At 70.6% G+C, this 25,293-nt stretch carries 23 protein-coding genes; 7 read left to right on the top strand and 16 right to left on the bottom strand.

The window, feature by feature from the left end; translation table 11 throughout:
* The first annotated feature begins 98 nt into the window (after window positions 1-98).
* Window positions 99-521, top strand: a complete 423-nt coding sequence (ndk, locus tag GVN67_RS18015) for a nucleoside-diphosphate kinase (protein WP_159998484.1) — start codon at window positions 99-101, stop codon at window positions 519-521.
* A gap of 112 nt (window positions 522-633) precedes the next feature.
* Here ndk and GVN67_RS18010 read toward each other — a convergent pair whose 3' ends face one another.
* On the bottom strand, window positions 634-792 hold the full coding sequence (locus tag GVN67_RS18010; protein WP_159998482.1) for an aa3-type cytochrome c oxidase subunit IV: 159 nt from the start codon (window positions 790-792) through the stop codon (window positions 634-636).
* 121 nt (window positions 793-913) lie between these two features.
* Between GVN67_RS18010 and GVN67_RS18005 the strand changes: the two genes are divergently transcribed.
* A complete protein-coding gene (locus GVN67_RS18005) occupies window positions 914-1,402 on the top strand; it encodes a GFA family protein (protein WP_159998480.1) in 489 nt (162 codons plus the stop codon).
* Between the two features lie 10 nt (window positions 1,403-1,412).
* Here the strand turns inward: GVN67_RS18005 and GVN67_RS18000 are convergent, their stop codons facing one another.
* The 7 genes from GVN67_RS18000 to GVN67_RS17970 all read right to left on the bottom strand — a co-directional run bounded on the left by GVN67_RS18000 (window position 1,413) and on the right by GVN67_RS17970 (window position 11,315).
* Complete coding sequence (locus GVN67_RS18000) at window positions 1,413-3,506, bottom strand: M10 family metallopeptidase (protein WP_159998478.1); 2,094 nt, start codon at window positions 3,504-3,506, stop codon at window positions 1,413-1,415.
* Window positions 3,507-3,643: 137 nt separating this feature from the next.
* Window positions 3,644-4,411, bottom strand: a complete 768-nt coding sequence (locus tag GVN67_RS17995; RefSeq protein ID WP_159998477.1) for a hypothetical protein — start codon at window positions 4,409-4,411, stop codon at window positions 3,644-3,646.
* 352 nt (window positions 4,412-4,763) lie between these two features.
* Window positions 4,764-5,690, bottom strand: coding sequence for a 3-keto-5-aminohexanoate cleavage protein (locus GVN67_RS17990; protein ID WP_159998475.1), 927 nt, complete (start codon window positions 5,688-5,690; stop codon window positions 4,764-4,766).
* 10 nt (window positions 5,691-5,700) lie between these two features.
* Window positions 5,701-6,624 carry a 3-hydroxyacyl-CoA dehydrogenase gene (locus GVN67_RS17985; RefSeq protein ID WP_159998473.1) on the bottom strand — a complete coding sequence of 308 codons (924 nt, stop codon included), beginning with the start codon at window positions 6,622-6,624 and terminating at the stop codon, window positions 5,701-5,703.
* On the bottom strand, window positions 6,621-9,128 hold the full coding sequence (locus tag GVN67_RS17980) for a branched-chain amino acid ABC transporter ATP-binding protein/permease (protein WP_159998471.1): 2,508 nt from the start codon (window positions 9,126-9,128) through the stop codon (window positions 6,621-6,623). The genes GVN67_RS17985 and GVN67_RS17980 overlap by 4 nt, the downstream gene beginning before the upstream one ends.
* An 11-nt stretch (window positions 9,129-9,139) precedes the next feature.
* A complete protein-coding gene (locus tag GVN67_RS17975) occupies window positions 9,140-10,015 on the bottom strand; it encodes a branched-chain amino acid ABC transporter permease (RefSeq protein ID WP_159998469.1) in 876 nt (291 codons plus the stop codon).
* Between the two features lie 61 nt (window positions 10,016-10,076).
* Complete coding sequence (locus GVN67_RS17970; RefSeq protein WP_159998467.1) at window positions 10,077-11,315, bottom strand: ABC transporter substrate-binding protein; 1,239 nt, start codon at window positions 11,313-11,315, stop codon at window positions 10,077-10,079.
* Window positions 11,316-11,449: 134 nt separating this feature from the next.
* Between GVN67_RS17970 and GVN67_RS17965 the strand changes: the two genes are divergently transcribed.
* Together GVN67_RS17965 and GVN67_RS17960 are read left to right on the top strand one after the other, a co-directional pair.
* A complete protein-coding gene (locus GVN67_RS17965; protein ID WP_159998465.1) occupies window positions 11,450-12,139 on the top strand; it encodes a GntR family transcriptional regulator in 690 nt (229 codons plus the stop codon).
* Between the two features lie 34 nt (window positions 12,140-12,173).
* Window positions 12,174-12,941 (top strand): SDR family oxidoreductase, encoded by a 768-nt coding sequence (locus GVN67_RS17960; protein WP_159998463.1) that lies wholly within the window; start codon window positions 12,174-12,176, stop codon window positions 12,939-12,941.
* 3 nt (window positions 12,942-12,944) lie between these two features.
* Here GVN67_RS17960 and GVN67_RS17955 read toward each other — a convergent pair whose 3' ends face one another.
* The 8 genes from GVN67_RS17955 to GVN67_RS17920 all read right to left on the bottom strand — a co-directional run bounded on the left by GVN67_RS17955 (window position 12,945) and on the right by GVN67_RS17920 (window position 20,452).
* Window positions 12,945-13,844, bottom strand: a complete 900-nt coding sequence (locus GVN67_RS17955) for a hypothetical protein (RefSeq protein WP_159998461.1) — start codon at window positions 13,842-13,844, stop codon at window positions 12,945-12,947.
* Between the two features lie 66 nt (window positions 13,845-13,910).
* Entirely contained in the window at window positions 13,911-15,296 is a 1,386-nt protein-coding gene (locus GVN67_RS17950; RefSeq protein WP_159998459.1) for an NAD(P)/FAD-dependent oxidoreductase, read from the bottom strand.
* Complete coding sequence (locus GVN67_RS17945; RefSeq protein ID WP_159998457.1) at window positions 15,293-15,610, bottom strand: (2Fe-2S)-binding protein; 318 nt, start codon at window positions 15,608-15,610, stop codon at window positions 15,293-15,295. Before GVN67_RS17945 ends, GVN67_RS17950 begins: the two co-directional genes overlap by 4 nt.
* Complete coding sequence (locus GVN67_RS17940) at window positions 15,591-16,712, bottom strand: FAD-binding oxidoreductase (RefSeq protein WP_159998455.1); 1,122 nt, start codon at window positions 16,710-16,712, stop codon at window positions 15,591-15,593. The genes GVN67_RS17945 and GVN67_RS17940 overlap by 20 nt, the downstream gene beginning before the upstream one ends.
* Window positions 16,709-17,515, bottom strand: a complete 807-nt coding sequence (locus GVN67_RS17935) for an ABC transporter permease (RefSeq protein ID WP_159998453.1) — start codon at window positions 17,513-17,515, stop codon at window positions 16,709-16,711. The genes GVN67_RS17940 and GVN67_RS17935 overlap by 4 nt, the downstream gene beginning before the upstream one ends.
* Window positions 17,515-18,375 carry an ABC transporter permease gene (locus GVN67_RS17930; RefSeq protein ID WP_159998451.1) on the bottom strand — a complete coding sequence of 287 codons (861 nt, stop codon included), beginning with the start codon at window positions 18,373-18,375 and terminating at the stop codon, window positions 17,515-17,517. Before GVN67_RS17930 ends, GVN67_RS17935 begins: the two co-directional genes overlap by 1 nt.
* Complete coding sequence (locus GVN67_RS17925; RefSeq protein WP_235035352.1) at window positions 18,372-19,418, bottom strand: ABC transporter ATP-binding protein; 1,047 nt, start codon at window positions 19,416-19,418, stop codon at window positions 18,372-18,374. Before GVN67_RS17925 ends, GVN67_RS17930 begins: the two co-directional genes overlap by 4 nt.
* A gap of 2 nt (window positions 19,419-19,420) precedes the next feature.
* A complete protein-coding gene (locus tag GVN67_RS17920) occupies window positions 19,421-20,452 on the bottom strand; it encodes an ABC transporter substrate-binding protein (protein WP_159998447.1) in 1,032 nt (343 codons plus the stop codon).
* A 209-nt stretch (window positions 20,453-20,661) separates the two neighbouring features.
* Between GVN67_RS17920 and GVN67_RS17915 the strand changes: the two genes are divergently transcribed.
* From GVN67_RS17915 to GVN67_RS17905, 3 genes are all read left to right on the top strand, one after another.
* Window positions 20,662-21,600: a LysR substrate-binding domain-containing protein gene (locus tag GVN67_RS17915; RefSeq protein ID WP_159998445.1), complete on the top strand. Its 939-nt coding sequence runs from the start codon at window positions 20,662-20,664 to the stop codon at window positions 21,598-21,600.
* A gap of 64 nt (window positions 21,601-21,664) precedes the next feature.
* Window positions 21,665-23,038: a phenylacetate--CoA ligase family protein gene (locus tag GVN67_RS17910; RefSeq protein ID WP_159998443.1), complete on the top strand. Its 1,374-nt coding sequence runs from the start codon at window positions 21,665-21,667 to the stop codon at window positions 23,036-23,038.
* Between the two features lie 442 nt (window positions 23,039-23,480).
* Window positions 23,481-25,293: calcium-binding protein (locus GVN67_RS17905; protein WP_304621464.1), on the top strand; the 1,813-nt coding region annotated here is incomplete at its 3' end.

Raw genomic sequence — 25,293 nt, 5'->3', positions numbered from 1 at the left:
GGATTCCGGGCGGGCATGGGGCAAGGCCCTTGCGCCATCGGGCAACCCCGCCTATCCGGCGGCGGCAATACCCTTGTCCTCTGCGAAGGAATACGCCCATGGCCGTCGAGCGCACCCTGTCGATCATCAAGCCCGATGCGACCCGTCGCAACCTGACCGGCAAGATCAACGCCAAGTTCGAGGCGGCCGGCCTGCGCATCGTCGCGCAGAAGCGCGTCCAGCTGTCCGAGACCGTGGCCGGCGCCTTCTATGCCGAGCACAAGGCGCGTCCCTTCTATGGCGACCTGGTCTCCTTCATGATTTCCGGCCCGGTCGTGGTGCAGGTCCTCGAGGGCGAGGGCGCCATCGCCAAGAACCGCGAGATCATGGGCGCCACCAACCCGGCGAATGCCGCCGAGGGCACCATCCGCAAGGAGTTCGCCGAGAGCATCGAGGCGAATTCGGTGCACGGCTCGGACGGCACCGACGCCGCCGCCCGCGAGGTTTCCTTCTTCTTCGCCGGCACCGAGATCGTCGGCTGAGCCCTGACCGCCGGGGTCCGCCGGTGGCGGGCCCCGGCGGATCGCGTGCATGAAAAAGGCGGCGCCCGGGTTCCCCCCGGCGCCGCCTTTTTTCATGGAATGCGGCGGTGCCTCAGCCTGCGATCAGGTAGAGGAAGGCCAGCAGCAGGATGGTGGCGCCGATGCCCCAGGTGGTGGCCTTGGTGAAGGCCTCCCAGCCCTGGGTGCGCTCGGCGATGATGTCTTCCGCCTTCACTTCCACGTAGTCGATCTCGTGCGTCGCCTCGGCCATGGGGTTCCCTCTCTTCGCCAAGTCCCTCGCAGCAGCAATAGGCAGCGGCGCCAGCGCGGGCAATAGGTTTGGCGGCGCAACCGTCGGCGAGGCCCGCGGTTGCCCTGGCCAGGAGGGCCCCATGCCGATCACGCTCGAAGGTTCCTGCCGCTGCGGCGCCGTCCGCTTTGCGCTGGACAGCCACACCCCGCATCCCTACCAGCGCTGCTATTGCAGCATCTGCCGCAAGACCGCCGGCGGCGGCGGCTATGCCATCAACATCATGGGCACGGCCGCCAGCCTCGAGGTGACCGGCCGCACCGCGGTCTACCGCGCCGGGCTCCGCGCCGATGACGGGGCCTGCGAGACCAGCAGCGGCCGCCGCCATTTCTGCCCGGCCTGCGCCAGCGCGCTGTGGATGGCCGATCCGAGCTGGCCGGATCTGGTCCATCCCTTCGCCTCGGCGATCGACACGCCGCTGCCGGTGCCGCCCGCCTCCACCCACCTGATGCTGCTCTACAAGCCCGCCTGGGTGGTGCCGCAGATCGCTGCGGGCGATGCCGTCTTCGACGAATACCCCGGCGAATCGATCGAGGACTGGCACCGCGCGCGGGGGCTCTGGGTGGATTAGCCGGCCTGCCTCAGCCGAAGACGCCGTCGGCGAAGGCCGAGCGGCCCTCATAGATGCCGTTGGTCAGGAAATGCTGCAGCGGGTTGATCCCCGCCGCCGCGATATCGCCATAGGCCGCCAGATAGGCGCTGCTGTCGAAGCGGGCGGAGGGGTCGCGCCCCTCGCGCCAGCCCGATCCCATGTAGTGCTCCAGCGGGTCGACGCCGGCGGCCCGCACATCGGCATAGGCGGCCAGATACCCGCGGGCGTCGAACCAGGCATTCGGGTCGCGCCCCTCGCGCCAGCCGGATTGCCGGTAATGCGCCTCGGCCGAGACGCCGGCCAGGCCGACATCCGGATTGGCCAGCAGGTAATAGGTGGCGTCGAAGCCGGCACGGATGTCGTCGCCGATGGCGGCCCCGGCGCGGCGGCCCTCGGCCTGGCCGAACTGCGCGTAATGCGCCAGCGGGTCGATATCGGCGGCGGCGACGTCGGGGTTGTAGACGCGGTACAGCCGCAGGTCGAAATCGGCCTTGGGGTCGCGCCCTTCGCGCCAGCCATCCTGCTGGTAGTGGTCCAGCGGGTTGACCCCGGCCCCCCGCACATCGGCATAGGCCGAGAGATAGGCGCGGGTGCTGAAATGCTCCGACGGGTCGCGGCCCTCGCGCCAGCCGGACTGGTCGTAATGGCTGTGCGCGCCGACGCCCGCCTGGAACACGTCCGGGTTGCGGCGGGCATAGTCGAAGGGATCGAGCAGCGCGGTGGCGTCGAGCACGATGGCGCCATCCTGGAAGCGCAGCGTCTCGATGCCGGACAGCCGGTCGCTCTCCACCAGCTCGCCGGCGCGGTTGGCGCGGGTGATGCGATAGGTGCCGACGGTGATGCCCCCGGCATCCCAGGCGGTGATGCGGCTTTCCAGCCAGCCGTCATACCAGGGCGCCAGCAGGTTGCCGCGCAGCACGGCGGTGTCGAAGCCCTCGCCGCCGATCAGCACGTCGTTGCCGTCGGCCCCGTCCAGCTGGTCGTCGCCGGCATGGCCCCACAGGACATTGTCCGCCTGGTTGCCGCGGATGCTGTCGCTGCCCGAGCCGCCCTGCGCGTCCTCGATCAGCGAGCGGAGGTCGCCCTGGTGCAGCAGGGCGTTGTAGACATTGCCGCTGGCGGTATGGTCGTCGCCGAGCTGGGCCCGCTGCCGCGACCCGGTGCTGGAGGCGCCGCCGGGGCCGAGGTCGATGGTCAGCGCGTCGCTGTAGTTCGAGAAGTCATAGGTGTCGCGGCCGCCGCCATCCCAGACGGTCAGGAAGATGCGGTTGGCGCCCGGCCGGCCCTGGGCGACGCCGTCGATGAACATGGTCCCGGTCTCGGGGTCCCAGCTGTAACGGGTGGCGCCGGACCGCGTGCCGTAATCGGCGCCGTACAGCGTCTGGAGGGCGGCGATGTCGAGCATCATGAAGCTCTGCGGCGCGTCCCAGCCGCCATAGGTGAAGCCATCGCGGCTGGCGCCGGCATAGCTCCGGTAGCTCATGACCGTGTATTCGACGGTGTCGCGGTCATAGCTCAGCACCGGGCTGCTCTCATGCGGGTGCTTCAGCCCCAGCGCATGGCCGAGCTCGTGGATGACCGTGTGATAGGCGTAGCTGCCGAGGACCGGGGTGGAGAAGTCCGGGTCGTACCAGGAATCGCCACGGCTGAACCAGACATCGCCGGCGGTCGGGAAGCTGCCGGGAAGATAGGCATGGGCGGTCGAGACCGTGCCGCTCTCGCCGATGCGGATATCGCCGGCGCCGCCGTCCCGCAGCTCGATGTTCAGCCCGGTCAGGGCGGTGACCGACATGGCGGTCAGAACCTGGGGGTTGCCGCTGTTGCCGGTCAGCACCGACCGCACCGCCTCGACCATCATCGGCGAAACGGCGCCGAAGCTCCGCGTCTCGCTCCAGGTCGAATAGCCGGTGTAGTCGCTGGCGCTGCGGGGAAAGCTGTAGGTGACCGTGCCCAGCCAGCGCGTGCCGTGGATCAGCGCGTCGATATCGGCCTGGCCGCTGCGCGGGACGCTGCCGACCGCCAGGGCCGGCAAAGCGGGATCGCTCCCGGGGGCAAGGGGAGCGACGTCGGGAAGGTCGGTCATGAGGCTGCGCCGTGGAGGATGTTACGACACAGTTACTGTGCGGCCGGCCCTGCCGGGAGATGGAAAAATCGCAATGCCCCGGAAGCCTGGCCGCCGTGTCTGCCGGGCCACAGGAGGCCCGATCCTAGCGGCCGATCCTAGCGGCCGGCGCCGCCGCCCAGGAGCCCGGTCGAGAACAGCGCCCAGGGCCCGCCCAGCATCAGCGCCAGCACCACGGCCAGGCCGAGCAGCTGCACGGCCAGCCCGAGCGCCAGGCTGCGGATGACGCCGCGGCGGGCCCGTGCGGCGGCCACGGCCGGCGGTTCCTGGCCCAGCAGCAGTCCGCCGGGCCCCGGCAACAGCCGGCCGTCGAGGCCCGGTGGGTCGCCCGGCGCGGGCTCGGCCGGGTGGCCCAGGGCGAAGAGCGGCTGCGACGGCAGCACCAGCCGCTCGCTGTAGCGGTGGCGGCTGCCGAGCAGCCCGCCGGTCCAGGTCGCGAGCAGCCCCGGCTCGCCGCCCGGGCGCGGCGTGGCGCCCTTCCATTGCCGGGCGCGCAGCATTCGGGTGTCGACCGGGTCGGGGCAGACCAGGATGCGGTGGCCCTGCGGCGTCACCAGCAGGAAGGGATCGCGGCTGGCGCCCGATTCCAGCGCTCGCCAGCCGCCGCGGTTGCCCTGCGACCCGCCGCCGGCGCGGGTGCGCCAGACCTCGACCGACCACGCCTCCCACAGGCAGGAATTGCCCGACAGCGTCGCCTGGCGCAGGCCGTCCAGCGGCGCCGTGGTGCCCTCGACCAGCACCGTGCCGGGCGGCGGCTGCCGCAGCCGCCCGGCCGCCCGCCAGGTGGTCCAGGCGCGCCAGAGGGTGGTGCCGAGGCTGAGCGCGAGGATGCCGAAGAACAGCAGGTGGAAATCGAGGCCGGACATGCAGGCCAAGGTGACGCTGCGATCGGCGCGTCACAAGCCAGGCTCGGCGCGGCTGACCGGAACGTGCGCGCGGCCACCGGGGCCGCTCAAGCGGGAAAAGTCGCAGCCGCTCCGGCCCCGGCCCCAGCATCGGCACCGACACCGGCCCCGACACCGGCCCCCACACCGGCATCAACGCGGCGGTGGCGACCACGAAGCGCGGCGGGCTGGGACGAACCGGTCGCCGGCAGGCCGGTGACCACCGGGGCGATGGCGCGGCGCCGCCCGGCGCCAGGCAGGATCGGCTTCGGCGGGGCGAAGCGCATGGCCGAGCTCTCGCCCGGCCATGGCCTCGCCGCGAAGCCTTCGCGCGTCAGAAGCCGACCTTGTCGGCGCCCTTCAGCTCGAGGATTTCCCGGGCTTCGTCCGGGGTGGCCACTTCCAGGCCGAGGCCTTCGATGATCTGCCGCGCCAGCGTCACCTGCTGCGCGTTGGATTCCGCGAACTTGCCCGGCCCGGCCCAGAGGCTGTCTTCCAGGCCGACGCGGATATTGCCGCCCATCGCCGCCGACATGGCCGCGATCGGCAGCTGGTTGCGGCCGGCGCCGAGCACCGACCAGCGGTAGTTGTCGCCGAACAGCCGGTCGCAGGTGCGCTTCATATGGAGCACGTCTTCCGGATGGGCGCCGATGCCGCCCTGCAGCCCGAAGACCGTCTGGACGAAGAGCGGCCCCTTCACGATGCCCTGGTCGAGGAAATACTTCAGGTTGTAGAGGTGCGAGGTGTCGTAGCACTCGAACTCGAAGCGGGTGCCGTTCTCGGCGCAGGTCGTCAGGATGTATTCGATGTCGGCGAAGCTGTTGCGGAAGATGATGCCCTTGTCGGAGAGGTAATCCTTCTCCCACTGGTGCTTGAAGTCCTTGAAGCGGTTCAGCATGCCGAACAGGCCGAAATTCATGCTGCCCATGTTCAGGCTGGCGACTTCGGGCTTGTGGGTGGCGGCGGGGCGGACGCGTTCCTCGATGGTCATGGTCGGCGCGCCGCCGGTGGTGATGTTCACCACGCAGTCGCTGCGCTGCTTGATCACCTGCAGGAAGGGCGAGAAGCCTTCGGGCGTCTGGTCGGGGCGGCCATCGACCGGGTTGCGGGCATGCAGGTGGACGATGGCGGCGCCGGCCTCGGCGGCGCCGATGGCGGCGTCCGCGATCTGCTCGGCGGTCACCGGCAGGGCAGCCGACATGCTGGGCGTGTGGATGGCGCCGGTGACGGCGCAGGTGATGATGACCTTGCGTTTTGCCATGTCTCGAGCCTCAGCTTTCTTGCGAGAGTTTATGGGCGCGCAGCGCCGCCAGGCGGCGGTCGCGGGCCCGCATCTTTTCCGGAAGGCCTTCAGCCGGCCCCCATTGGGAGAGAATCGTCGCGGTGGCCGCCTCGCCATAGACGTCCGGCTGGGCGGGATCAGCGGCGAGGCGCTTGTAGAACCCCGTGTAGCGCGCGCAGTAGTCGGCGATGCCGCCGGGCGCGTTGAGCTCGATGGTCTCGAAAGGCCCCATGAAGGACCAGCGCAGGCCGAGCCCGTCCTTCACCGTGTGGTCCAGGTCCTGCGGCGTGACATAGCCCTCCGACACCAGGCGGAAGGCTTCGGCCAGCAGCGCGCCCTGCAGGCGGTTGAGGACGAAGCCCTCGACCTCCTTCAGCACCGCGATCGGCACCTGGCCGATGCTGGCATAGATTTTTCGGGCCTGCGCGATGACGTCAGGCGACGTCCAGTCGGCGCCGGAGAGCTCCACCAGCGGGATCAGGTGCGGCGGGTTGACCGGATGCGCCACCAGGCAGCGATGGCGGCCGGGCAGCGCCTCGGTGAACAGCGAGGTGCGGATCGCCGAGGAGGAGGAGGCCAGGATGCAGCCCGGCGGCGCCAGGCGGTCGAGCTCGGCAAACAGCGCCTGCTTGATCTCCAGCTTCTCCGGGCCGTTCTCCTGCACCAGATCGGCGTTCGACACGGCGTCGGCCAGGCTCGACGCCGCGCGGATGCGCGACGCCGCGGCGGCCGGGTCGTCGCAGAGGCCCTGGGCCGCGAGGTCGCGCAGCCCCTCGGCGCAGAGGGAAATCGCCCCCTCCGCGACGCCGGGGGCGGCGTCATGGAGAGAAACTTCCCAGCCGGCTCTGGAAAAAATCATGGCCCAGGCGCGGCCGATGAGGCCGCTGCCGATGATGGCGACGTGTTGGCTCACAGCCACAGCACCTTCCTGCGCAGGTCAGGATCGTCGCGCAGCAGGCTGGAGGCGCCACGCCAGGTCACGGCCCCGCGCTCCAGCGCCACGGTGCTGTCCGACAGCGCCAGCGCGAGATCCAGATTGTGGTCGACGATGATGATGGACAGCTCCTGCCGCAGCCGGTCGAAGGCCTCGAACAGCTCCTCCGTCACGGCGGGGGACAGGCCCTCGAAAGGCTCGTCCAGCAGCAGCAGCCGGGTGTCGCCGGACAGGGCGCGCGCGACGGCGACCATCTGCTGCTCGCCACCCGACAGCGCGTCGGCGGGCGTCCGCCAGCGCTGCTTCAGGCGTGGGAAGACCTCCAGCACCTTTTCCTCGGGCCAGTGCTCGCCTTCGCCGGTCAGGCGCTTGAGCCGGCCCAGCGTCAGGTTCTCGGCCACCGACATGCCGGCGAAGAGGCCGCGGCCCTGGGGGACGAAGCTGACGCCCAACCGCGCGATGCGGTCGGAGCCGAGGCCGGCGATGTCGCGCCCCGACAGCGCCATGCGGCCGCTGGCCGGGCGGGTGATGCCGATGATCGACTTCAGCAGCGTCGACTTGCCGGCGCCGTTCCGCCCCAGCAGCGCCAGGATCTCGTTCTGCTTCAGCTCGAAGGACACGCCCTGCAGGATGTGGCTCTTGCCGTAGAAGGTGTTGATGCCTTCCACCTCCAGCAGCGTCGCTTCCACCGCAGCCGAGGCGCGCGGCTTGGCGGCGATGGCGGCGGTGCCGCTGCCCAGGTAGATCGCCTGGACGCGGGCATCGCCGCGGGCATCCTCGACGCTGCCATCGACCAGCACCTCGCCGTCATTCATCACGGTGACGCGGTCGGCGAGGGCGAAGACGCGGTCGATGTCGTGCTCCACCAGCAGCACGGGGATGTCGGTGGAGACACGCTTGATCAGCTCGCCGACGCGGGCGCGTTCGGCCGTCGCCAGGCCCGCCAAGGGCTCGTCGAGGAGAAGAATACGCGGGCGGGTGGCGACGGCCACCGCCATGTCGACCAGGCGCTGGCCGCCATAGGACAGCGCGCCGGCCTCGGCCTTCTCGATGCCGGCCAGGCCCATCCAGCGCAGCAGCACGGCGGTGTCTTCCGCCATGTCGTCGTAATCGGCGGCGTTGCGCCACAGGCCGAACCGCTTCGGGTGTCGCGCCTGGATGGCGAGGCGGAGGTTCTCGGCGATGGACAGGCCGGGGAAGAGGTTGGTGATCTGGAAGGAACGGCCGATGCCGGCCCGGGTGATGGCCTGCGGGCTCAACCCGGTGGCGTCGCGCCCGTCCAGCATGACCTTGCCCGAATCCGGCGGGAACATGCCGGAGAGCAGGTTGAAGGCGCTGGTCTTGCCGGCGCCGTTCGGGCCGATCAGCGCATGCAATTGCCGGTCGCCGACGGCGAAGCTGGCGCCGCGCACCGCCTGGATGCGGCCGAAGGCCTTCTTCAGGTCATGCGCCGCCAGCACCGGGCCGGTGGCGGTGCCCGGGCGGATGAAGCGGGGCGGCACGGGTTCCGGCGTCGCGGTGCGGCGGGCCGACATGGCCGCGTCTTCCACGGTTTTCTTCAGGAAGGGCGCGAGCAGCCGGCGGCCGACGCCGACCAGCCCGTCGGGCGAGAAGACGATGAAGCCGACGAAGAGCAGGCCGAAGACCAGCAGCCAGTTCGCCGTGTAGATGGACAGGAATTCGCGGAACAGGATGTAGAAGAGCGCGCCGAGGGCCGGGCCCAGGAAGCTGCGCATGCCGCCGATGACGACCATGGCCAGCAGCTCGCCGGAGAAGGCGATGGAGATCGGCTCGGCCGAGGCGAAGCGGTGGTTGTAGGCCGAGAGCATGCCAGCCAGCGCGGTGATGCCCGCGGACAGCACGAAGGCCAGAATCTTGTAGTGGTTGGTGCTGTAGCCGACGAAGCGGGCGCGCTGCTCGTTCTCGCGGATGGCGACCAGCACGGTGCCGGCGGGCGCGTGGTGGAAGCGCCACAGGCCCAGCACCACCAGCATGGCGATGACGGCGACGACGCCGTAGTAGCGCCCGGCATCTTCGAGGAAGGCGTAGCGGGCGATGCCGCCGAAGCCGTCCTCGCCGCCGGTCAGCGCGGTCCAGCGGAAGGCCGTGGTGAACAGCATCGCGGTCAGCGCCAGCGTCAGCAGCGAGAAATAGACGCCGCTGCGGCGCAGGATCAGCAATCCGGCCAGCGTCGCCAGCGCCAGCACCAGGACCAGGCCGACGATCGCCGGCAGGATCATGTCGCCGGGGAAGAAGTGGCGCTGCAGGATGCCGGCGGCATAGGCGCCGATGCCGAACCAGGCGCCATGGCCGAAGGAGACCAGGCCGGTATGGCCGACCAGGATGTTCAGCCCCATCACGGCGATGGCGAAGACGACGACATCGGTCGCCGACTTCATGGTCAGCCCCAGGAAGGGCAGCAGCAGCGGCAGGGCGATCAGGGCCGCGGCGGCGATGGCCAGCGGGCGGAGGTCACGGAGCATGGTGGGGCGCCTCACTCGAACTTCGCGATGCGTTCGCCGAAGAGCCCGCGCGGGCGCAGCAGCAGGACCAGCAGCATGAGGAGATAGACCGAGGCCTCGGTGGCCGGCGGCCAGGCGTAAGCCGCGATGCCGCGCACCACGCCGACGATCAGCGCGGCGACGACGACGCCCCAGAAGGAGCCGAGGCCGCCGATGACGACGACGACGAAGGCGAAGGTCAGGATCTCGGCGCCCATGGCCGGGTGCACGCCGATCACCGGCGCCAGCATGACGCCGGCCAGCGCGGCCAGGCCCACGGCGATCATCACCACGGCCGACATATAGGGTTTGAGAGAAATGCCCAGCGCGCCGACCATGTCGGGGTTCTGCACGCCGGCGCGGACGACGCGGCCGAAATGCGTCCGCTGCAGCAGCAGCCAGAGACCCGCGACGCAGAGCGCGGCGACCAGCAGGATCAGCAGGCGATAGCGCGAGTAGATGAACTCGCCGATGAAGACCTGGCCGCGCAGCTCCAGCGGGATGGCGAAGGGCAGCGGCGGCGCGCCGAAGATCATGCGCAAGGACTGCTCGGCGACCATGGCCAGGCCGAAGGTCAGCAGCAGCGACAGGATCGGGTCGGCGCGGTAGAAGCGGCGCAGCAGGAAGCGCTCGATCACCAGGCCGAGCAGGCCGACCAGCACCGGCGCCGCGATGAAGGCGCCGCCGAAGCCGATATGCGGGGCGAGGGCCACGGTGAGATAGGCGCCGATGGCGTAGAAGGCGCCATGCGCCAGGTTGACGATGCCGCCCAGGCTGAAGATCAGCGACAGGCCGAGGGCGATCAGCAGATAATAGGCGCCGATCAGCAGGCCGTTGACCACCTGCTCGAGAAGAAAGACGATTTCCAAGGCGGGGCTCCTGCGCCGGAAAGGGCGCCGGCTGCGCGGGTCTGCGCGCCGGCGCTATCAGTCAGGTCGGGAAGGTGCAGCTGGCCTCTTCCGGCGTGGAGGCGATGGCCTCCAGGCTCTCATCCGGCCCGGGCAGCGGGGCGGAGGAGGTGAAGAGGTCGTAGCGGTCCTTCTGCTCGGCGGGCGGGATGGCGGAGATGGCGTACATCTCGGTCATGATCTGGTGGTCGCGGGCACGGAAATAGGCTTCGCGCGTCTTCTGCACGTCGAACTTGGCGCCGCTCTCCAGGTATTCGACGATGCGCGGGCCATCGGTGCCCTTGGTCTCGGCCATGGCGCGGGCCAGGATCTTGACGGCGTTGTAGTCGCCCCAGGCCTGGTTCTCCGGCGGGCGGCCGAAGCGCCCGCGGAAGTCCGCGGTGAACTTCTTGGCCGCCGGATTGTCGAGGCGGTGGTGCCACATCGTCGGCCAGGTGCCGAGGAAGTTGCCCTGGCCGGCGCCCCAGGCCAGCGCCGTGTCGAAGCCGAAGCCGGCGACCGGGAAGCGCAGGCCGAATTCCGAATACTGCTTCAGGAAGTTGGTGATCTGCGCGCCGGCCAGGTTGGCGACGATGACGTCGGGCCGGGCCTGGCGCAGCTTCAGCAGGAAGGGCGAGAAGTCGGTCAGCTCGGTCGGGATCAGGTCCTCGTTGGTGACGTTGCCGCCATTCTCGCCGATGAACTTCTTGGCGACGCGCAGCAGGTCATGGCCGAAGGCGTAGTCGGCGGTCAGGGCGTAGATTTTCTTGCCCTTGATCAGGCCCTGCTGGACCAGCGCGCGGCCCACCGCCTTCACATACATCGAGTTCTGGCCCTCGATGTGGAACATGAACTTGCGGCAGTCGCTGCCGCGCAGCGCATCCGAATTGGCGCCGGTGTTGATGAACAGCGCGCGCTCGCGCTGCACCACCTGGCCGATCGCCAGCGCCGAGGCCGAGTTGATCTCGCCGACGATGCAGGAAACCTTGTCGCGCTGGATATAGCGCTCGGCCTTGGCGCTGGCGGTCTGCGGGTTGACGCTGTCCTCGAACAGCATCTCCAGCTTGCGGCCATTGATGCCGCCCGAGGCGTTGATCTCGTCGGCGGCCAGCTGCGCGGCCTGCACGGCGAACTCGCCCAGCGGGCCGAGAAAGCCGGTGCGCGGCGTCAGATGGCCGATGCGGATGGCATCGGTCTGCGCGTAGGAAATGGCAGGGGCGGCCAGCAGCGCGGCGGCGCTGAGCATCGCCCCCCGCCGCGTGATGCGGGGAAGCTCGGTCATCCTTGGGGTCCTCTCCTCGTACAGGCAGCGGCCTTCTGCTGGTCCGCTTGCCGATCGCTTGATCAGCACGAAAAATGTGATCTGTGATCACGGTGAGGCTTGCCTATCCGCGCCGGATTGTCCAGAGGGAATGCGTGACCCTCGCCATCGCCACGCTGCCATTGCTCGAACGCCGGACCCTGGCGGAGTCGGCCTATGCGCATCTGCGCGACCTGCTGGCCTCCGGCCGCGTCGCGCCGGGGGAGAAGCTGTCGCTCCGCGACCTGTCGGAGGCGCTGGGGGTTTCCGTCATGCCGGTGCGGGAGGCGGTCAGCCGGCTGATCGCCGATGGCGCGCTGGAAGTGGCGCCGAACCGCGCCGTGCGGGTGCCGGTGATGGACGGGGTGCAGTTCCGCGAGCTGGCCGATGTGCGCGCCGGCATCGAGGGCTGGGCCGCGGGCCTGGCCGCCGTCGCCCGCAGCGCCGGCCAGCTGGCCGCCATCGCCCGCGCCGAGGCCGCCATCCGCGCCGCCGAGGGCGCGGCCGACCTGGGCCATGCGGTGCAGCTGAACCGCGACTTCCATTTCGCCATCTACGACGCCGCCGGGCTGCCCACGCTGGTCGACGTCATCGGCGGGCTGTGGCTGAAGGCGGGGCCGGTGATCAACCTGGACCTGCGGCACTCGCGCGACCGGCTGACGGCGGGGCATGCGCTGCGCTGCCACGCCGCCGCCCTGGCCGCGATCCGCGCCCGGGATGGCGAGGCCGCGCGCGCCGCCATCGCCGAGGACATCACCCGCGCCGCCGACTTCATCATCGACAAGGGCGGGCTGCCATCGGGTTAGCTTCGCTGTCGTCGTCTAGGGGAGGAAACGAAAAATGGACATGGGATTGCAGGGCGCGCGGGTGCTGGTCACCGCCGGCGCCAACGGCATCGGCCGCGCCGTGGTCGAGGCCTTCCTGGCCGAAGGCGCGCAGGTCTTCACCTGTGACGTCGATGATGCCGGGCTGGCGACGCTGCCGCCCGAGGTCGGGCATCGCCGCGCCGATGTCGCCGACCGCGCCCAGGTGGCGGCGCTGTTCGAGGCGGCGCTGGCGCAGCTCGGCGGCCTCGACGTGCTGGTGAACAATGCCGGCATCGCGGGGCCGACCGGGCGCCTCGAGGAGATCAACCCGGAGGACTGGGACCGCTGCCTGGAGGTCTGCCTGTCCAGCCAGTTCAACTGCGCCCGCCTGGCCATCCCGCATCTGAAGCGCTCGGCCAATGCGAGCATCGTCAACCTGTCCTCGGCCGCGGGCAAGCACGGCTTCGGCCTGCGCACGCCCTATGCGGCGGCGAAATGGGGGGTGATCGGGCTGACCAAGTCGCTGGCCATCGAGCTGGGCGATGACGGCATCCGGGTCAATGCCATCCTGCCCGGGCTGGTCGCCGGCGACCGCCAGCGCCGTGTGCTGGAGGCCAAGGCGCAGCAGCGCGGCATCGCCTTCGCCGAGATGGAGCGCCAGGCTTTCTCCTTCACCTCGATCAAGGAATACGTGACGCCGCAGCAGCTGGCCGACCAGATTCTTTTTCTCGCCTCGCCGCGCGGGCGGACGATCTCGGGGCAGGCGATCAGCGTGGATGGCGACACGCGCATGCTGTCCTGAGGGTCACAGCCCCTCGCAGGGCGTGGCGCGGCTTATCCGCTCGACCGGCGCCGTCTCCGGCCCCTCGGCCAGGTTGCGGTCGTAGAGGCTGGCGATGGTGCCGCAGGCGGCGGTGGCGGCGTCGTCCATCTGGTCGATGACCTCGCCATCGCCCCAGCCGAAGCCGGGCCGCCCGGCGCAGAAGGCGCGGTCGGAGGCGACGCGGCAGCGGCGGAAGGCGTTGCCCGCCCGGGCGAAGCGGGCGCCCAGCAGTGGCGAGCTCTGCAGCCGCGCCCCCAGCGCGCAGCGCATCCCGGCGCGGAAGCTGAAGGTGACGCGGGTGGCCTCGCCCCCGGCGCCCTCCTGCGCCGCGCTCCAGAGCGAGACGCCGTCGGTCGCCATGGTGAAGGCCGCCCTGGGGAAGGCCGCGCGGATGTCGTCGGCGTCGACGCAGGCGAAGGCGGGCAGGTTCTGGAAGCTGAGCTCGGATTCGCGCCAGGCCATCGGCTTGTCGCGGCCGCTGCAATGCTGGATGTCGTCGCGGCGATAGGCGATGGCCGGCGCGCCGATCACCGAGGGCGGGTTGATCATGAAGCCCGGGATGGTCTCGCCCTGCATGCCGCCCGGCAGCGCGGCATACCAGGCCGGGGTGGGCGTCAGCGCCAGCTGCAGGCGGGACCGCGCATCATAGGGGTTGCGGCAATCGGCGCCGGGGGCCACGCGCTGCAGGGCGGTGCCGGACAGGTCGAGCGCCAGGCGCTGCCCGACCTCGCGCGGATCGGCCAGGCCCGATGGCAGCAGCCCCGCCAGCTGCGTCATGAACCAGGCTTTTCGCGCCGCCGGGTCGAGGGCGGCTGGATCCGCTGCCTGGGCCAGCGCCGGGCAGAACAGGAAAAAGGCCAGCAGCAGGCGGTGAAGTTGCATCGGGGCGGGATTCCTCGCGGCGTCCCGCCCGGGATGCCATGGCGCGGCGGCCGCGTCGCCGCGCCGCTAGATCACTTCATCCGGAAGATCGGCCAGCTCGCCGATGGTGATCGGCTTGTAGGGGGCGCGGGGACGCAGCGCGCCGGCCTCGGGGATCGCGATGCCGCGGGTCTCGGCGATCAGGGCGGCGACCGTCGTGCCGCAGAAGCGGCCCTGGCAGGGGCCCATGCCGGAGCGCAGATAGGCCTTGGCCTGGTTCGGGCCGGTGGCGCCCATGCGGGCGGCGCGGCGCACCTCGCCGGCGGTGACCTCCTCGCAGCGGCAGATCACCGTGGCGTCGTCGGGCGGCGCCAGCACGGCATTCGACGGGCGGTACAGCCGGTCGAGGAAAGGCCGCAAGGCCAGCGACGCCTTCAGCGCCGCGCGCGGATCGCCAGCGCGGGCATCGCGCGAGGCTGCGTCGATCCGCCCCAGCCGATGCGCGGCATCCAGCGCGGCGATCGCGCCGGAGGCCACCGCCGCCTGCCAGCCGCCGATGCCGCCGCCATCGCCGGCCACCGCCACGAAAGCGTCGCTGCTGGCGCCCCAGGCGTCCAGCCTGGGGCGCCAGCAGCGCTGCGGCGCGTCCCATTCATGGTCGAGGCCCATGGCGCGGGAGATATGGGTGCCCGGGATGACGCCTTCATGCAGCAGCAGCGTGTCGGCATCGACGGCGCCGCCATCCTGCCAATGGACGCGCTGGACGCGGCCGTCGCCCTCGGCGCGCAGCTGCTGCACGTCGCGGATGATGCGCATGCCGGAGGCGCGCGCCTCCAGCATCAGCGCCGCGCCCTTGGCGAGCGCCATGCGGCCGGACCACAGCCCGCCGCGGGCGCAGGCGGCGCGGAGCGAGCCCGGCCGCGTCGTCTCCAGCAGCGCCACCGGCGCCGCCCCGGCGCGGGCCAGCTGCACCGCCAGCAGCCACAGCAGCGGCCCCTGGCCGGCCAGCACCGTGCGGCCCCGCGGCACGGCGCCGGCCTGCTTCAGCATGATCTGCGCCGCACCCGCGCCCATGACATTGGGCAGGGTCCAGCCGGGGATCGGCACCGGCCGCTCCTGCGCGCCGGTGGCCAGCAGCAGCCGGCGGGCGAGGATCTCGCCAGGGCCGGCGGGCGTCTTCACCGACAGCAGGCCGCTTTCGGTGTCGGCGTGCCAGAGCGTGGTCTCCGGCCGGTAGTCGACATTCGGCATGGCGCGGAAGCGGCGCACCAGGGCGGCGCCGGCCTCGGCATATTCGCCGCGCAGCGCCGGGTCGCCGGCCGCGCGCTCGACATTCCGAAAGATCTGGCCGCCGGGGGCGGGCTGCTCGTCCAGCACGACCACGGCGAGGCCGAGGCCGGCGGCCTGCAGCGCGGCGCTCATCCCCGCCGGGCCGGCGCCGATGATGGCCAGGTCGAAGGGCAGCGCGGTCATGCGGCGTCGTCCTCGTAAGCCACGCGGGCGCCTTCCTGGCGGGTGATGCGCATGCCGGGGCGGACGGCGACCATGCAGGCCTGGCGGTTGGCGACGCCGTCGATCTCGGCCAGGCAGTCGAAGCAGACGCCCATCATGCAGAAGGGCAGCCGTGGCGCGCCGGTGACCGGGGTGGTGCGATTGGACGAAATGCCGGCCAGCAGCAGGGCAGCGGCGGCGGTGGCGCCCTCGGGGACGACGGTGGGGCGGCCCTCGACCAGGACTTCGACGGTGGGGGCGCCGGGGGGGCGCGCGTCAGGCCGCGTGGCGAACATCGAAGCGTCTCGCAGTGAAAAGATCGAGGGCAGGGTCCAGCGCGCCGGCGGCGATCATCGGCGCCAGGCGGTTGGCATGGGTGCCGGCCAGGGTCACGCCGGAATGGCAATTGGCGGTGAAGGCGCCGGGGAAGCGCGCCGACTGGTCGTAGATCGGCAACCCGTCGGGCGCCATCACCCGCAGCGCCGACCAGGCGCGCACCAGGTTCAGCTCAGCGATCCAGGGGAAGCATTGCACGGCGCGCTGGGCCATGCGGCGCATGATCTCGGGCTTCTGGGCGACGTCGAAGCCGGCATCCTCCTTGCTGTCGCCGATCAGGATGCTGCCCTCCTCGGTCTGGCGCAGGCTGACGGTGGGCATGGGCAGCAGGGTGCGGGCGCGCTCGGTGACCAGGATCTGGCCGCGCTCCGGCCGCACCGGGGCTTCCAGCCCGAAACGTGGGGCGAGCTCGGCATTGCCCAGCCCCGCGGTCAGCACGACGCGCGGCGCCTCGGCGATGTAGTCGCCGGCCTCGATGCGGAAGTCGTTCGGCGCGGCGCGGCTGCCGGTCAGGCGCGCGTTCGGGCGGTAGATGCCGCCCAGGTCGGTGAAGCCGCGATGCAGCGCCCGCAGCAGGTAGAGCGGGCTGGCATGGCCGTCATAGGGCGTCCAGCTGAGGCCGACGACCTTGGGGCCAAGGCCGGGCAGCATGTCGCGCGCCTCCGCGCCCCGGATCATGCGGTAGTCCAGGCCGAAATTCCCGGCCTCCCGCTGCAGCCGGGCCATATAGGCGGAGCGCGCCTCGAATTCCTCCTCGGACAGGCACAGGCTGACGCCGCCGGGCTGCTGCAGCCCGGTGCCGATGCCGGTGCGGGCCTGCAGGTCGGCGGCCAGCGACGGCCATTCCTCGGCCGAGCCGCGGGTCCAGCGCTGGTAATGCGGCGCGCCCAGCCCCTTGGACTGCACCCAGACCAGGCCGAAATTGCCGCGGCTGGCGCGGAAGGCGATGTCGCCCTCGTCCAGCAGCAGGCAGTTCAGGCCGAGGCGCTGCAGGCCGAAGCCGATGGCGGCGCCGACCAGGCCGCCGCCGATCAGGATGGCGTCGAAGCGTTCGGGGGTCATTGGCGGCTTTCTCCCGTCAGCAGCCGGTCGATCGGGTAGAAGCGGTCCAGCACCACCAGCACCAGCGCGGTCGCCGCGATCAGCGCGGCGGAGACAGAGGCCACCAGCGGATCGGTCATCTGATCGATATAGGTGAAGAGGCGCACGGGCAACGGCGTCTCGGAGGGCGAGGCCAGGAACAGGCTGACGGTGAGCTCGTCGAAGCTGGTGATGAAGGCCAGCGTCCAGCCGCCGGCGATGCCCGGGGCGATCAGCGGCAGGGTGATGCGGCGGAAGATGGTGAAGGGCCCGGCGCCGAGGTTTTCCGCCGCCCGCTCGATCCGCGGGTCGAGGCCGGTCAGCCCGGCGATGACCAGCCGCGCCATATAGGGCACGACGATCACCAGATGCGCGGCGACCAGGGCGGAAAAGCTGCCGACCAGGCCGAGGCCGGAGAAGAACCGCAGCAGCGCCACGCCCAGCACGACGTGGGGCACCATCATCGGCGAGGCCAGCAGCGCCATCAGCGCGCCCCGGCCGCGGAAGCGCAGCCGCACGATGGCCAGCGCCGCGGGGACGGCGACGAGGGCCGCCAGCGTCGCCGCGATGACGCCGAGCCGCAGGCTGACCCACAGGCTGTCGATGAAGCGCGGGTTGTCGCCGATGGCCCGCCACCAGCGCAGCGACGCCCCGTCCCAGGGCATCGCCAGGAAGCCTTTGTCGGTGAAGGAGACCAGGATCACCACCACCAGCGGCGCCAGCATGAAGACGACGAAGAGCAGGTGGAAGCCGAGGGCCAGCGCCCCGTTGCGGTTGCCGCCCATCACGCGGCCCCCAGCCGGCGCAGCGCCGGGCGTTCGACCAGCCGCGACCAGAGCAGCGTCGCCGCCAGGATGGCGAGCAGCAGCAGCACCGCGATGGCGGCCCCCAGCGGCCAGTTCAGGGTGCTCAGGAACTCGGTGTAGGTCATGCTGGCTGCGACCTTCAGCCGCTTGCCACCCAGCATCGCCGGCGTCGCGAAGGCGGATGCCGACAGGCAGAAAACCATCAGCGCGCCGCCCAGGATGCCGGGCATGATGTTGGGCAGCACCACGCGGCGGAAGGCCGCGAAACGGCTGGCGCCCAGGCTTTCGGCCGCGCGCAGCAAAGCGGGGTCGAGCCGGCCCAGGCTGGCCCAGACGGCGAGGACCACCAGCGGCACCATGACGTGCACCAGCCCCAGGATGATGGCGAATTCGGTGAACATCATGCGGAAGGGCGCGCCGGGGATGCCGAGCGCCAGCATCGCCTGGTTGAGCAGCCCGTTGCTGCCCAGCAGCACCATCCAGCCGAAGGTGCGCACCACCACCGAGACCAGCAGCGGACCCACCACCACCAGCAGCATCAGCCCGCGCCAGCGCGGCGCCATGCGGTGGATGATCCAGGCCTCGGGGACGCCGACAGCCAGGCACAGCACGGTGACGATGCCGGCGACGCGGAAGCTGCGCAGGAAGGCCTCGTGGAACAGCGAATCCGTCAGCAGCTCGGCGTAGTTCGCCAGGTTCCAGACGGGAAGAATGCCTTTGTCGAAGTCGAAGCCCTGGAAGCTCAGCACCGCGATGCCGAGCAGCGGCAGGCCCAGCGCGATGCCGAGCGACAGCACGGCGGGTGCTGCCAGCAGGGCAGGGGTGGCGCGCGGCGTCATGCGGCGAGCCGGCGCAGGCTGTGCGCGTCCCAGTCGAGCGTCACGGGGGCCCCTTCCTCGGCGGGCGGGTCGCCGGTGTTCTGCGCGGTGACCAGCATGTCCCCGGCCGCGGTGCTGACGCGGTACAGCCAGAAGCCGCCCAGGAAGACGCGGGAATGCACCTGGCCGGGCAGGCCGGCGGCACCCTGCGGCCCGATGCGCAGCCGCTCCGGGCGGATGGTCAGGGCCAGCGGGCCCTGCGCCCCGGCGAGCCCCTCCGGCAGCGGGAAATGATGGCCGGCGGCTTCCGCGGTGGCGCCGGCGGCGGTCGCGGCGATGCGGTTGCTGCGGCCGAGGAAGTCGGCGACGAAGCCGTCCGCCGGCGCGTCATAGGCGCGCCAGGGCTGGTCCAGCTGCACGATGCGCCCGGCCTGCATCACGGCGACCCGGTCGCAGAGCGCCATGGCCTCCTGCTGGTCATGGGTGACCAGGATGGTGGTGACGCCGACGCGTTTCTGCAGTTCCCGCAATTCGACCTGCATCTCCTCGCGCAGCTTGGCGTCGAGGTTGGACAGCGGCTCGTCCAGCAACAGCAGCCGCGGCTCGATGACCAAAGCGCGGGCGAGCGCCACACGCTGCTGCTGGCCGCCGGACATGGCGCGGGGGAAGCGCTCGGCCAGATGCGACAGATGCACCAGGTCCAGCGCCCGGGCCACGCGGGCGCGGCGCTCGGGCTTGGGCACCCGGCGCATCTCCAACCCGAAGGCGACATTCTCGGCCGCGGTCATATGCGGGAAAAGCGCATAGGACTGGAAGACCAGGCCGATATTGCGCTTGGCGGCGGGGATCTTGGTCAGCTCCTCGCCGGCGAGGGTGATGCTGCCGGCGCTGGGCTGCTCGAAGCCGGCGATCATCTGCAAGGTCGTGGTCTTGCCGCAGCCGGAAGGGCCGAGCAGCCCCAGGAACTCGCCCTGGGCCACACTGAGAGAAATGTCTTGCACGGCCTGGACGGGGCCGTAGCTCTTGGCGACCCCGTCCAGGCGCAGGAAGGCGGGTTGCGCCACGCTCAGCGCTCCACCTCGCGCTGCCAGCGGCGGGTCCATTCCTGGCGGGCCGGGTTGATCACGTCCCAATCCATGGCCAGCAGCTGCTTCACCTGCGCCTCGCCATAGATCACCGTGCTGGCGATCTCGGGGGGGAGCTGGGTGGTGCGGTTGGTCGGGCCGGAGCCGTAATCCTTGGAGAAGGCGGCCTGCACCTCGGCCGAGACCAGATGCGCCACGAATTTCTGGGCCATGGCGGTGTCGGGGCTGGCGGTCACGGCGCAGGTCGCGGTCATCAGCGCGACGCCGCCTTCCTTGGGCGCCACGAAGCCCATCGGGAAGCCGGCCACCTGCATGGCGCGGGCCCGGGACGACCCCCAGACCGCCATCCAGATCTCGCCCGAGGTGAACATCTCGCTCATCTTGCCCGGGCTGCTCTCATAGGCGAGCACGTTCGGGTTCACCCGTTCCCGCATCGCCCGGAAGCCCGGGCCGATTTCTTTCTCCGACCCGCCATTGATGCGGGCCATCATGGCGACCGTGTGCAGGCCATAGGTGTTGTCGATGCCGGGGATGGAAATCCGCTGGCGCAGCTCCGGCCGGGTCAGGTCGTTCCAGCTGGTCGGCGGCGCCAGGCCGCGCTCGCGGAAGATCTTCTCGTTGTAGGCGAGGCCGGTATAGCCGAAGCCGGTGCCCAGCGCCGCGCCGCCGCCGAGCACGGCGATCGGGTAGAGGCTGTCGAGGACCGCCTGGTCGGTGGTCTTCTGGCAGAAGCCCAGGCTGATCGCCTGGAACATCGGCCCGTCATCGACCACGATCACGCCGATCTGCTGGTTGCCCTTCTGGGCCTGCAGCCGGGCGAGAGTATCCGTGGAATTGCCGGCCAGGTAGTCGACGCGGACATTGTTGGCGCGCTCGAAGGCAGGGATCACCTGCTCCCGCATCACGCTCTCATAGCTGCCGCCATAGGCCGCCACGACCAGGCGCTGCTGCGCCATCGCCGAGCCGGAAGCCAGGCCGAGCAGCGACGCCGCCGCCAGAAGCAGTCTTTTCATGGTCCCGATTCCCATACCTTCCCTGCGAAACGGGCTGGGCGTGGCGTCTCGGACCGCGGCCGCCCGACTGGCAGGGCGGCGGTGCAGCGGTGGCGCCATTCATCCTCCGGTCCCGTCCCGGATGGGGGTCAGGCTGGCACCGCTTGGCGGCGCGGCGCAAATGCATAATGCTCGCCGTCTCATTCCTGGAAGTAGCGAAGCCGCCCCGCATGACGCCCGCCCGTCTCCGCCAGCTCGAGGCTTTCCGAGCCATGCTGCGCGCCGGTTCGGTGGGCGGCGCCGCGGCCCTGCTGTCGCTGTCGCAGCCCGCCGTGACCAAGCTGCTGCGGGCGCTGGAGGAAGAGACCGGCCTGTCGCTGTTCGACCGCTCCCGCCGCCGGCTGTCGCCCACCATCGAGGCGCGCCGCTTCGCCGAGGAGGTCGAGCAGCTGTTCGCCGCCGCCGACCGGGTGGAGGCCGCGGCGCGCGACCTGGGCGCCGCCGGCACCGGACGGCTGCGCATCGCCTGCCTGCCGCTGCTGGGGGCGCGGATGATGCCGCGGCTGCTGGCCCGCTTCGCCACGCGCCCGCAGCCGCCGGCGCTGTCGCTGGTGGTGGAGAGCTCGGCCCAGGTGGCGGCGCTGGTGCAGGGCGGCGGTGCCGACCTGGGCTTCGTGCTGCCCTTGCCGGGCGGCGTCGCCCACGAGGCCGCGGCCCCCTTTCGCGTCCCCGCCGTGCTGGTGCTGCCGCCCGGGCACCGCCTGGCCGGCCGCGCCGAGGTCGCGCCGCGCGAGCTGGAAGGCGAGGCCTGCATCGCGCTCGGCCGCGACTACCGGCTGCGCCATTTGGTGGACGAGCTGTTCGACCGCCACGGCGTGACGCGCAGGCTGGCGGCCGAGACGCAGAACGCCCAGGCCGCCTGCGCCATGGCCGCCGCCGGGCTGGGCTTCGCGGTGACCGACCCGGTGACGGCGGCGGGCTTCGGCGCCGAGGTGGCGGTGGCGCGGCTGGCGCCGACGGCGACCTTCCACCTGCATGTCCTGGCCCCGCCCGGCCGGCCGCTGGGGGCGCTGGCCCAGGCCTTCCTCTGGCTGGCGACCGAGGAGTTCTCGCGCTTCGGCATCCGCCCGGTGGGGGGCATGCGGCGGCGGCGCGAGGCCATCGCCTGACCCGCCCCCCTTTTGCGCGGCGCGGAACCTGATATTGAAGCGGCAGGCTGATGGATGGGATGGCATGGCTGGGGGCTCGGATACCGGGGCGCGCGAAAGCGACATCGCTGACCTGGCGCTGCGCGGCTTCCCCCGCATCCTGCCGCCCGAGGCCGCCATCGCCGCGCATGTGCGCAGCCAGCTCAACCAGCATGCCCGGCTGGGCCGCGCCGAGCAGGACGCCATCTCGCTGCGCCAGCGGCAGCTGCTGCTGACCCATGCGCGGCAGAACTCGCCCTTCTGGCAGTCGCGGCTGCCGGCGACCGAGCTGGAGCGGCATCCGGAGCAATGGCAGGCGCTGCCGATCCTGCGCCGCCCGGCGCTGCAGGCGGCCGGGGGCACCGTCCGTGCCTATGACCCGGCGCAGAGCAAGGTCGATATCAGCACCGCGCGCACCTCGGGCTCCACCGGCCAGCCGGTCGCGGTCGAGCGGCTGAGCCAGGTCTACCGCCCGATCTACCAGGCGGTGTCGGACCTGGAGAAGCGCTGGCATGGGATCGACCCGCGCGACACCCGCGCGGTCATCCGCGACCTGCCCGATGGCGAGCACCGCCAGAACAGCATCGACCAGACGGCCGGGCGGGTGCTGGTGCGCAACAGCGTCAATCACGGGCACGATGCGCTGCTGCAATGGCTGCGCGACAAGGCGCCGCAGCAGCTGATCACCCTGCCCAGCATGGTCCGGCGGCTGGCCCGGCTGGCCATCGCCGAGGGCGGCGGGCCGCGACTCGCCCAGGTGATGACGCTCGGCGAAAGCCTGGGGCCCGACGATCGCCGGTTATGCGCCGAGGCCTTCGGCGCCCGGGTGGTCGACCGCTATTCCTGCGAGGAGCTCGGCTGGCTGGCGTTGCAATGCCCGAAGCACGACCACATGCACCTGCTGTCCTCGCTGGTGCACATGGACATCGTCGACGGCCGGGGGCGGCCCTGCGGCGTCGGCCAGCCGGGCGAGGTGCTGCTGACCGGGCTGCAGGGCTATGCCATGCCGTTGATCCGCTATGCCATCGGCGATGTCGCCGAATGGGGCGCGCCCTGCGACTGCGGCATCAACCTGCCGGTGATCCGTCGCATCCTCGGCCGCCGGCGCAACTTCCTGCGCATGCCGGATGGCAGCGAGCGGCTGGCGCGGCTGGCTGGCGACCGCTGGCACGTCTTCCCGCAGGTGCAGGAATTCCGCCTGGTCCAGTATAGCGACGGGATCATCGAGGCCTTCCTGCGCTGCAGCGTGCCGCTGGACGCCGCGGAGCGCCAGCGCGCCACGGTCTTCCTGCAGGAGGTGCTGGGCCATCCCTTCGACATCCGCATCACCGAGACGGCGGAGATCGACTGGGGCGGGCGGCAGAAGCGCGAGGAATTCGTGCGAGTCGACCGGCCCTGGGCCGGGCCGCCCGCCGGCTAGAGCCGGATCGGCGCCGATCCGGGCCGGCTGGCGTGGCGCCGGGCCGGATTGTCGGAAGACGGGCAGCCTGCGCGCGGCCGCCTGGGCGAGAGGCGGGGCGAGCGTCCGACGAGGCGAGCCCGAATCGGCCACCGTCACCGGGATCAGGCAAAAATTGTCTGTTCATCGAGTACAACGCAGCGGAGTCTGCTGATCAGAAAGGATAATGGGAGATAATTTCCCTTTATTATTGCATCACGCCGCCAAATGAGACCGGGTAGAGTTTTATAGACAGTCCCTGTCTGGTTATTCTGTGCGCCCAGCGAGTTAACACGAATTTTGTTAACGGCATGTGGACCGCTTGGTGAATTTGAACGCATCGAATACTGATTATCACGATTGCGGCACCGTTGCGCTCTATGTAGCTTCCCGCACGGCCGACACGGCGCGAGGGGTTCGAAAAATGGTGGCTAATACCGTCTCTGGTACCAGTGGTAACGAAACCTATTCGGGTACCACGAGCAGCGATGACGTCATCCTGGGCAGCCTGGGGTATGACACCATCGACGGTGGCGAGGGCGATGACAGCCTCGCCTACAATACGGTCAACCTGTCCGGCGTGACCCAGATCGTCGCCTCCGCCACCGTCTGGGTGGATGCGGAAGGCGGGCTGTCCGGCGATCAGGTGGACGTCTACAAGTATGACGGGCAGCAGAACTACAAGAACGACATCGTGTCGAATGTGGAGCAGATCTCCACCGACATCGCCGGGTCAGACCTTGAGTTCCGCATCGACTACAATCCCCTCAGCGCCTCGATCGGCGTCAATGTCGACCTGGTCAGCGGCACCATGAAGCTGCAGGGCACCTTCGATAGCGACCCGCTGTCGAACGAGCTGCAGGCCTATACCAAGCGCTTTGTCGGCTTCACGAACGTCAAGACGACGGATGCCGACGACACGGTCCTCGGCGACTCGCAGGACAACCGGATCTCGACGCTCGGTGGCGACGATGATGTCGAGGGCGGCGACGGCAACGACACCATCGACGGTGGCGCCGGCAACGACATCCTCGATGGCGGCGAAGGCAACGACACCCTCAACGGTGGCGCCGGCAACGACTATCTGATCGGCGGCGAGGGCAACGACACCCTGACCGGTGGCGCCGGCAACGACTTCGTCTTCGGCGGCGGAGGCAATGACCGCTTCGTCGGCGAGCTGGGCGGCGACGACATGTATATCGGCGGCTCGATCAGCGGCATCGCTGGCAGCGCCACCATCGACGACGGTTACGACACCCTCGACTACACCAGCGCCGGCGGCTCGGTCTCCTTCGGCATCAGCGCCGTCATCTCCGGCGTCGTCGTCGCCAGCATCGAGAAGGGCGAGGGCCAGGGCATCGACGCGGCCGCCCAGATCGAGAAGATCATCGGCAGCAACGGCTCGTCCGACGTCATCGACGGCCGTACTCTCGACAGCCTCGAGGACGAGCTCGAGAATGTCGCCAATGGCAGCCTGAACGTCGACCTCGGCTCCGGCACGGCCACGTTCGAATTCAACAACTCGTCCTTCGCGCCGAGCCTCTCCGGCAGCGTGACCTACGATGTCAGTGGCTTCGAGATCGTCGAGGGTTCGGCGCGGGCCGACACCATCACCGGCGGCACCAGCGAGGCCGACCTGACGCTGCGCGGCAATGACGGCGACGACATCCTGACCGGCGGCCTGGGCGACGACACCATCGAAGGCGGCGCCGGCGACGACACGATCCATGCCAGCCTCGGCGACGACACCATCAGCGGCGGCAGCGGCAACGACACGCTGAGCTACGCCTCGCTGAACGACGTCGACGACGATTTCCACGTCCATGTCGACCTGATGGAAGGCACCGTGCGCAAGCATGGCGACGACACCAGCGACTATGACGACTTCTCCGGCATCGAGAAGATCATCGCCACCAATGGCGACGACTACTTCGACATGGGCGCCGGTGCGATCGAGATCGATGGCGGCGAAGGCTTCGACACCGTCTATTACGACGAGACGCCGGAAGCGCAGGACGGCCTGACCATCTCGCTCGACGCCTCGGTGCCGAGCGACGGCATCGCCGCCGGCCACAAGTTCACCAATATCGAGCGCGTTGTCGCCGGCTCCGGCGACGACTGGGTGATCGGTGACGTGACCGCGGGCGAGGGCTACTACGAAGGCGTCGACAACGTCCTCGAGGGCCGCGACGGCGACGACGTCCTCGATGGCGGCTTCGGCGACGACGTGCTGATCG

The organism is Roseomonas sp. 18066 (genome assembly GCF_902706185.1).
Classification (GTDB): Bacteria; Pseudomonadota; Alphaproteobacteria; order Acetobacterales; family Acetobacteraceae; genus Pseudoroseomonas.
The sequence above is the reverse complement of the archived record's forward strand: the minus strand, read 5'-3'. Positions and strand labels throughout refer to the sequence as shown.

Excerpts from the sequence above, each read along its gene's own strand:
- ndk (WP_159998484.1), top strand. The coding sequence starts at position 99 with ATGGCCGTCGAGCGCACCCTGTCGATCATCAAGCCCGATGCGACCCGT.
- GVN67_RS18010 (WP_159998482.1), bottom strand. The coding sequence starts at position 792 with ATGGCCGAGGCGACGCACGAGATCGACTACGTGGAAGTGAAGGCGGAA.
- GVN67_RS18005 (WP_159998480.1), top strand. The coding sequence starts at position 914 with ATGCCGATCACGCTCGAAGGTTCCTGCCGCTGCGGCGCCGTCCGCTTT.
- GVN67_RS18000 (WP_159998478.1), bottom strand. The coding sequence starts at position 3,506 with ATGACCGACCTTCCCGACGTCGCTCCCCTTGCCCCCGGGAGCGATCCC.
- GVN67_RS17995 (WP_159998477.1), bottom strand. The coding sequence starts at position 4,411 with ATGTCCGGCCTCGATTTCCACCTGCTGTTCTTCGGCATCCTCGCGCTC.
- GVN67_RS17990 (WP_159998475.1), bottom strand. The coding sequence starts at position 5,690 with ATGGCAAAACGCAAGGTCATCATCACCTGCGCCGTCACCGGCGCCATC.
- GVN67_RS17980 (WP_159998471.1), bottom strand. The coding sequence starts at position 9,128 with ATGCTCCGTGACCTCCGCCCGCTGGCCATCGCCGCCGCGGCCCTGATC.
- GVN67_RS17970 (WP_159998467.1), bottom strand. The coding sequence starts at position 11,315 with ATGACCGAGCTTCCCCGCATCACGCGGCGGGGGGCGATGCTCAGCGCC.
- GVN67_RS17960 (WP_159998463.1), top strand. The coding sequence starts at position 12,174 with ATGGACATGGGATTGCAGGGCGCGCGGGTGCTGGTCACCGCCGGCGCC.
- GVN67_RS17955 (WP_159998461.1), bottom strand. The coding sequence starts at position 13,844 with ATGCAACTTCACCGCCTGCTGCTGGCCTTTTTCCTGTTCTGCCCGGCG.
- GVN67_RS17950 (WP_159998459.1), bottom strand. The coding sequence starts at position 15,296 with ATGACCGCGCTGCCCTTCGACCTGGCCATCATCGGCGCCGGCCCGGCG.
- GVN67_RS17945 (WP_159998457.1), bottom strand. The coding sequence starts at position 15,610 with ATGTTCGCCACGCGGCCTGACGCGCGCCCCCCCGGCGCCCCCACCGTC.
- GVN67_RS17940 (WP_159998455.1), bottom strand. The coding sequence starts at position 16,712 with ATGACCCCCGAACGCTTCGACGCCATCCTGATCGGCGGCGGCCTGGTC.
- GVN67_RS17935 (WP_159998453.1), bottom strand. The coding sequence starts at position 17,515 with ATGGGCGGCAACCGCAACGGGGCGCTGGCCCTCGGCTTCCACCTGCTC.
- GVN67_RS17930 (WP_159998451.1), bottom strand. The coding sequence starts at position 18,375 with ATGACGCCGCGCGCCACCCCTGCCCTGCTGGCAGCACCCGCCGTGCTG.
- GVN67_RS17920 (WP_159998447.1), bottom strand. The coding sequence starts at position 20,452 with ATGAAAAGACTGCTTCTGGCGGCGGCGTCGCTGCTCGGCCTGGCTTCC.
- GVN67_RS17915 (WP_159998445.1), top strand. The coding sequence starts at position 20,662 with ATGACGCCCGCCCGTCTCCGCCAGCTCGAGGCTTTCCGAGCCATGCTG.
- GVN67_RS17910 (WP_159998443.1), top strand. The coding sequence starts at position 21,665 with ATGGCTGGGGGCTCGGATACCGGGGCGCGCGAAAGCGACATCGCTGAC.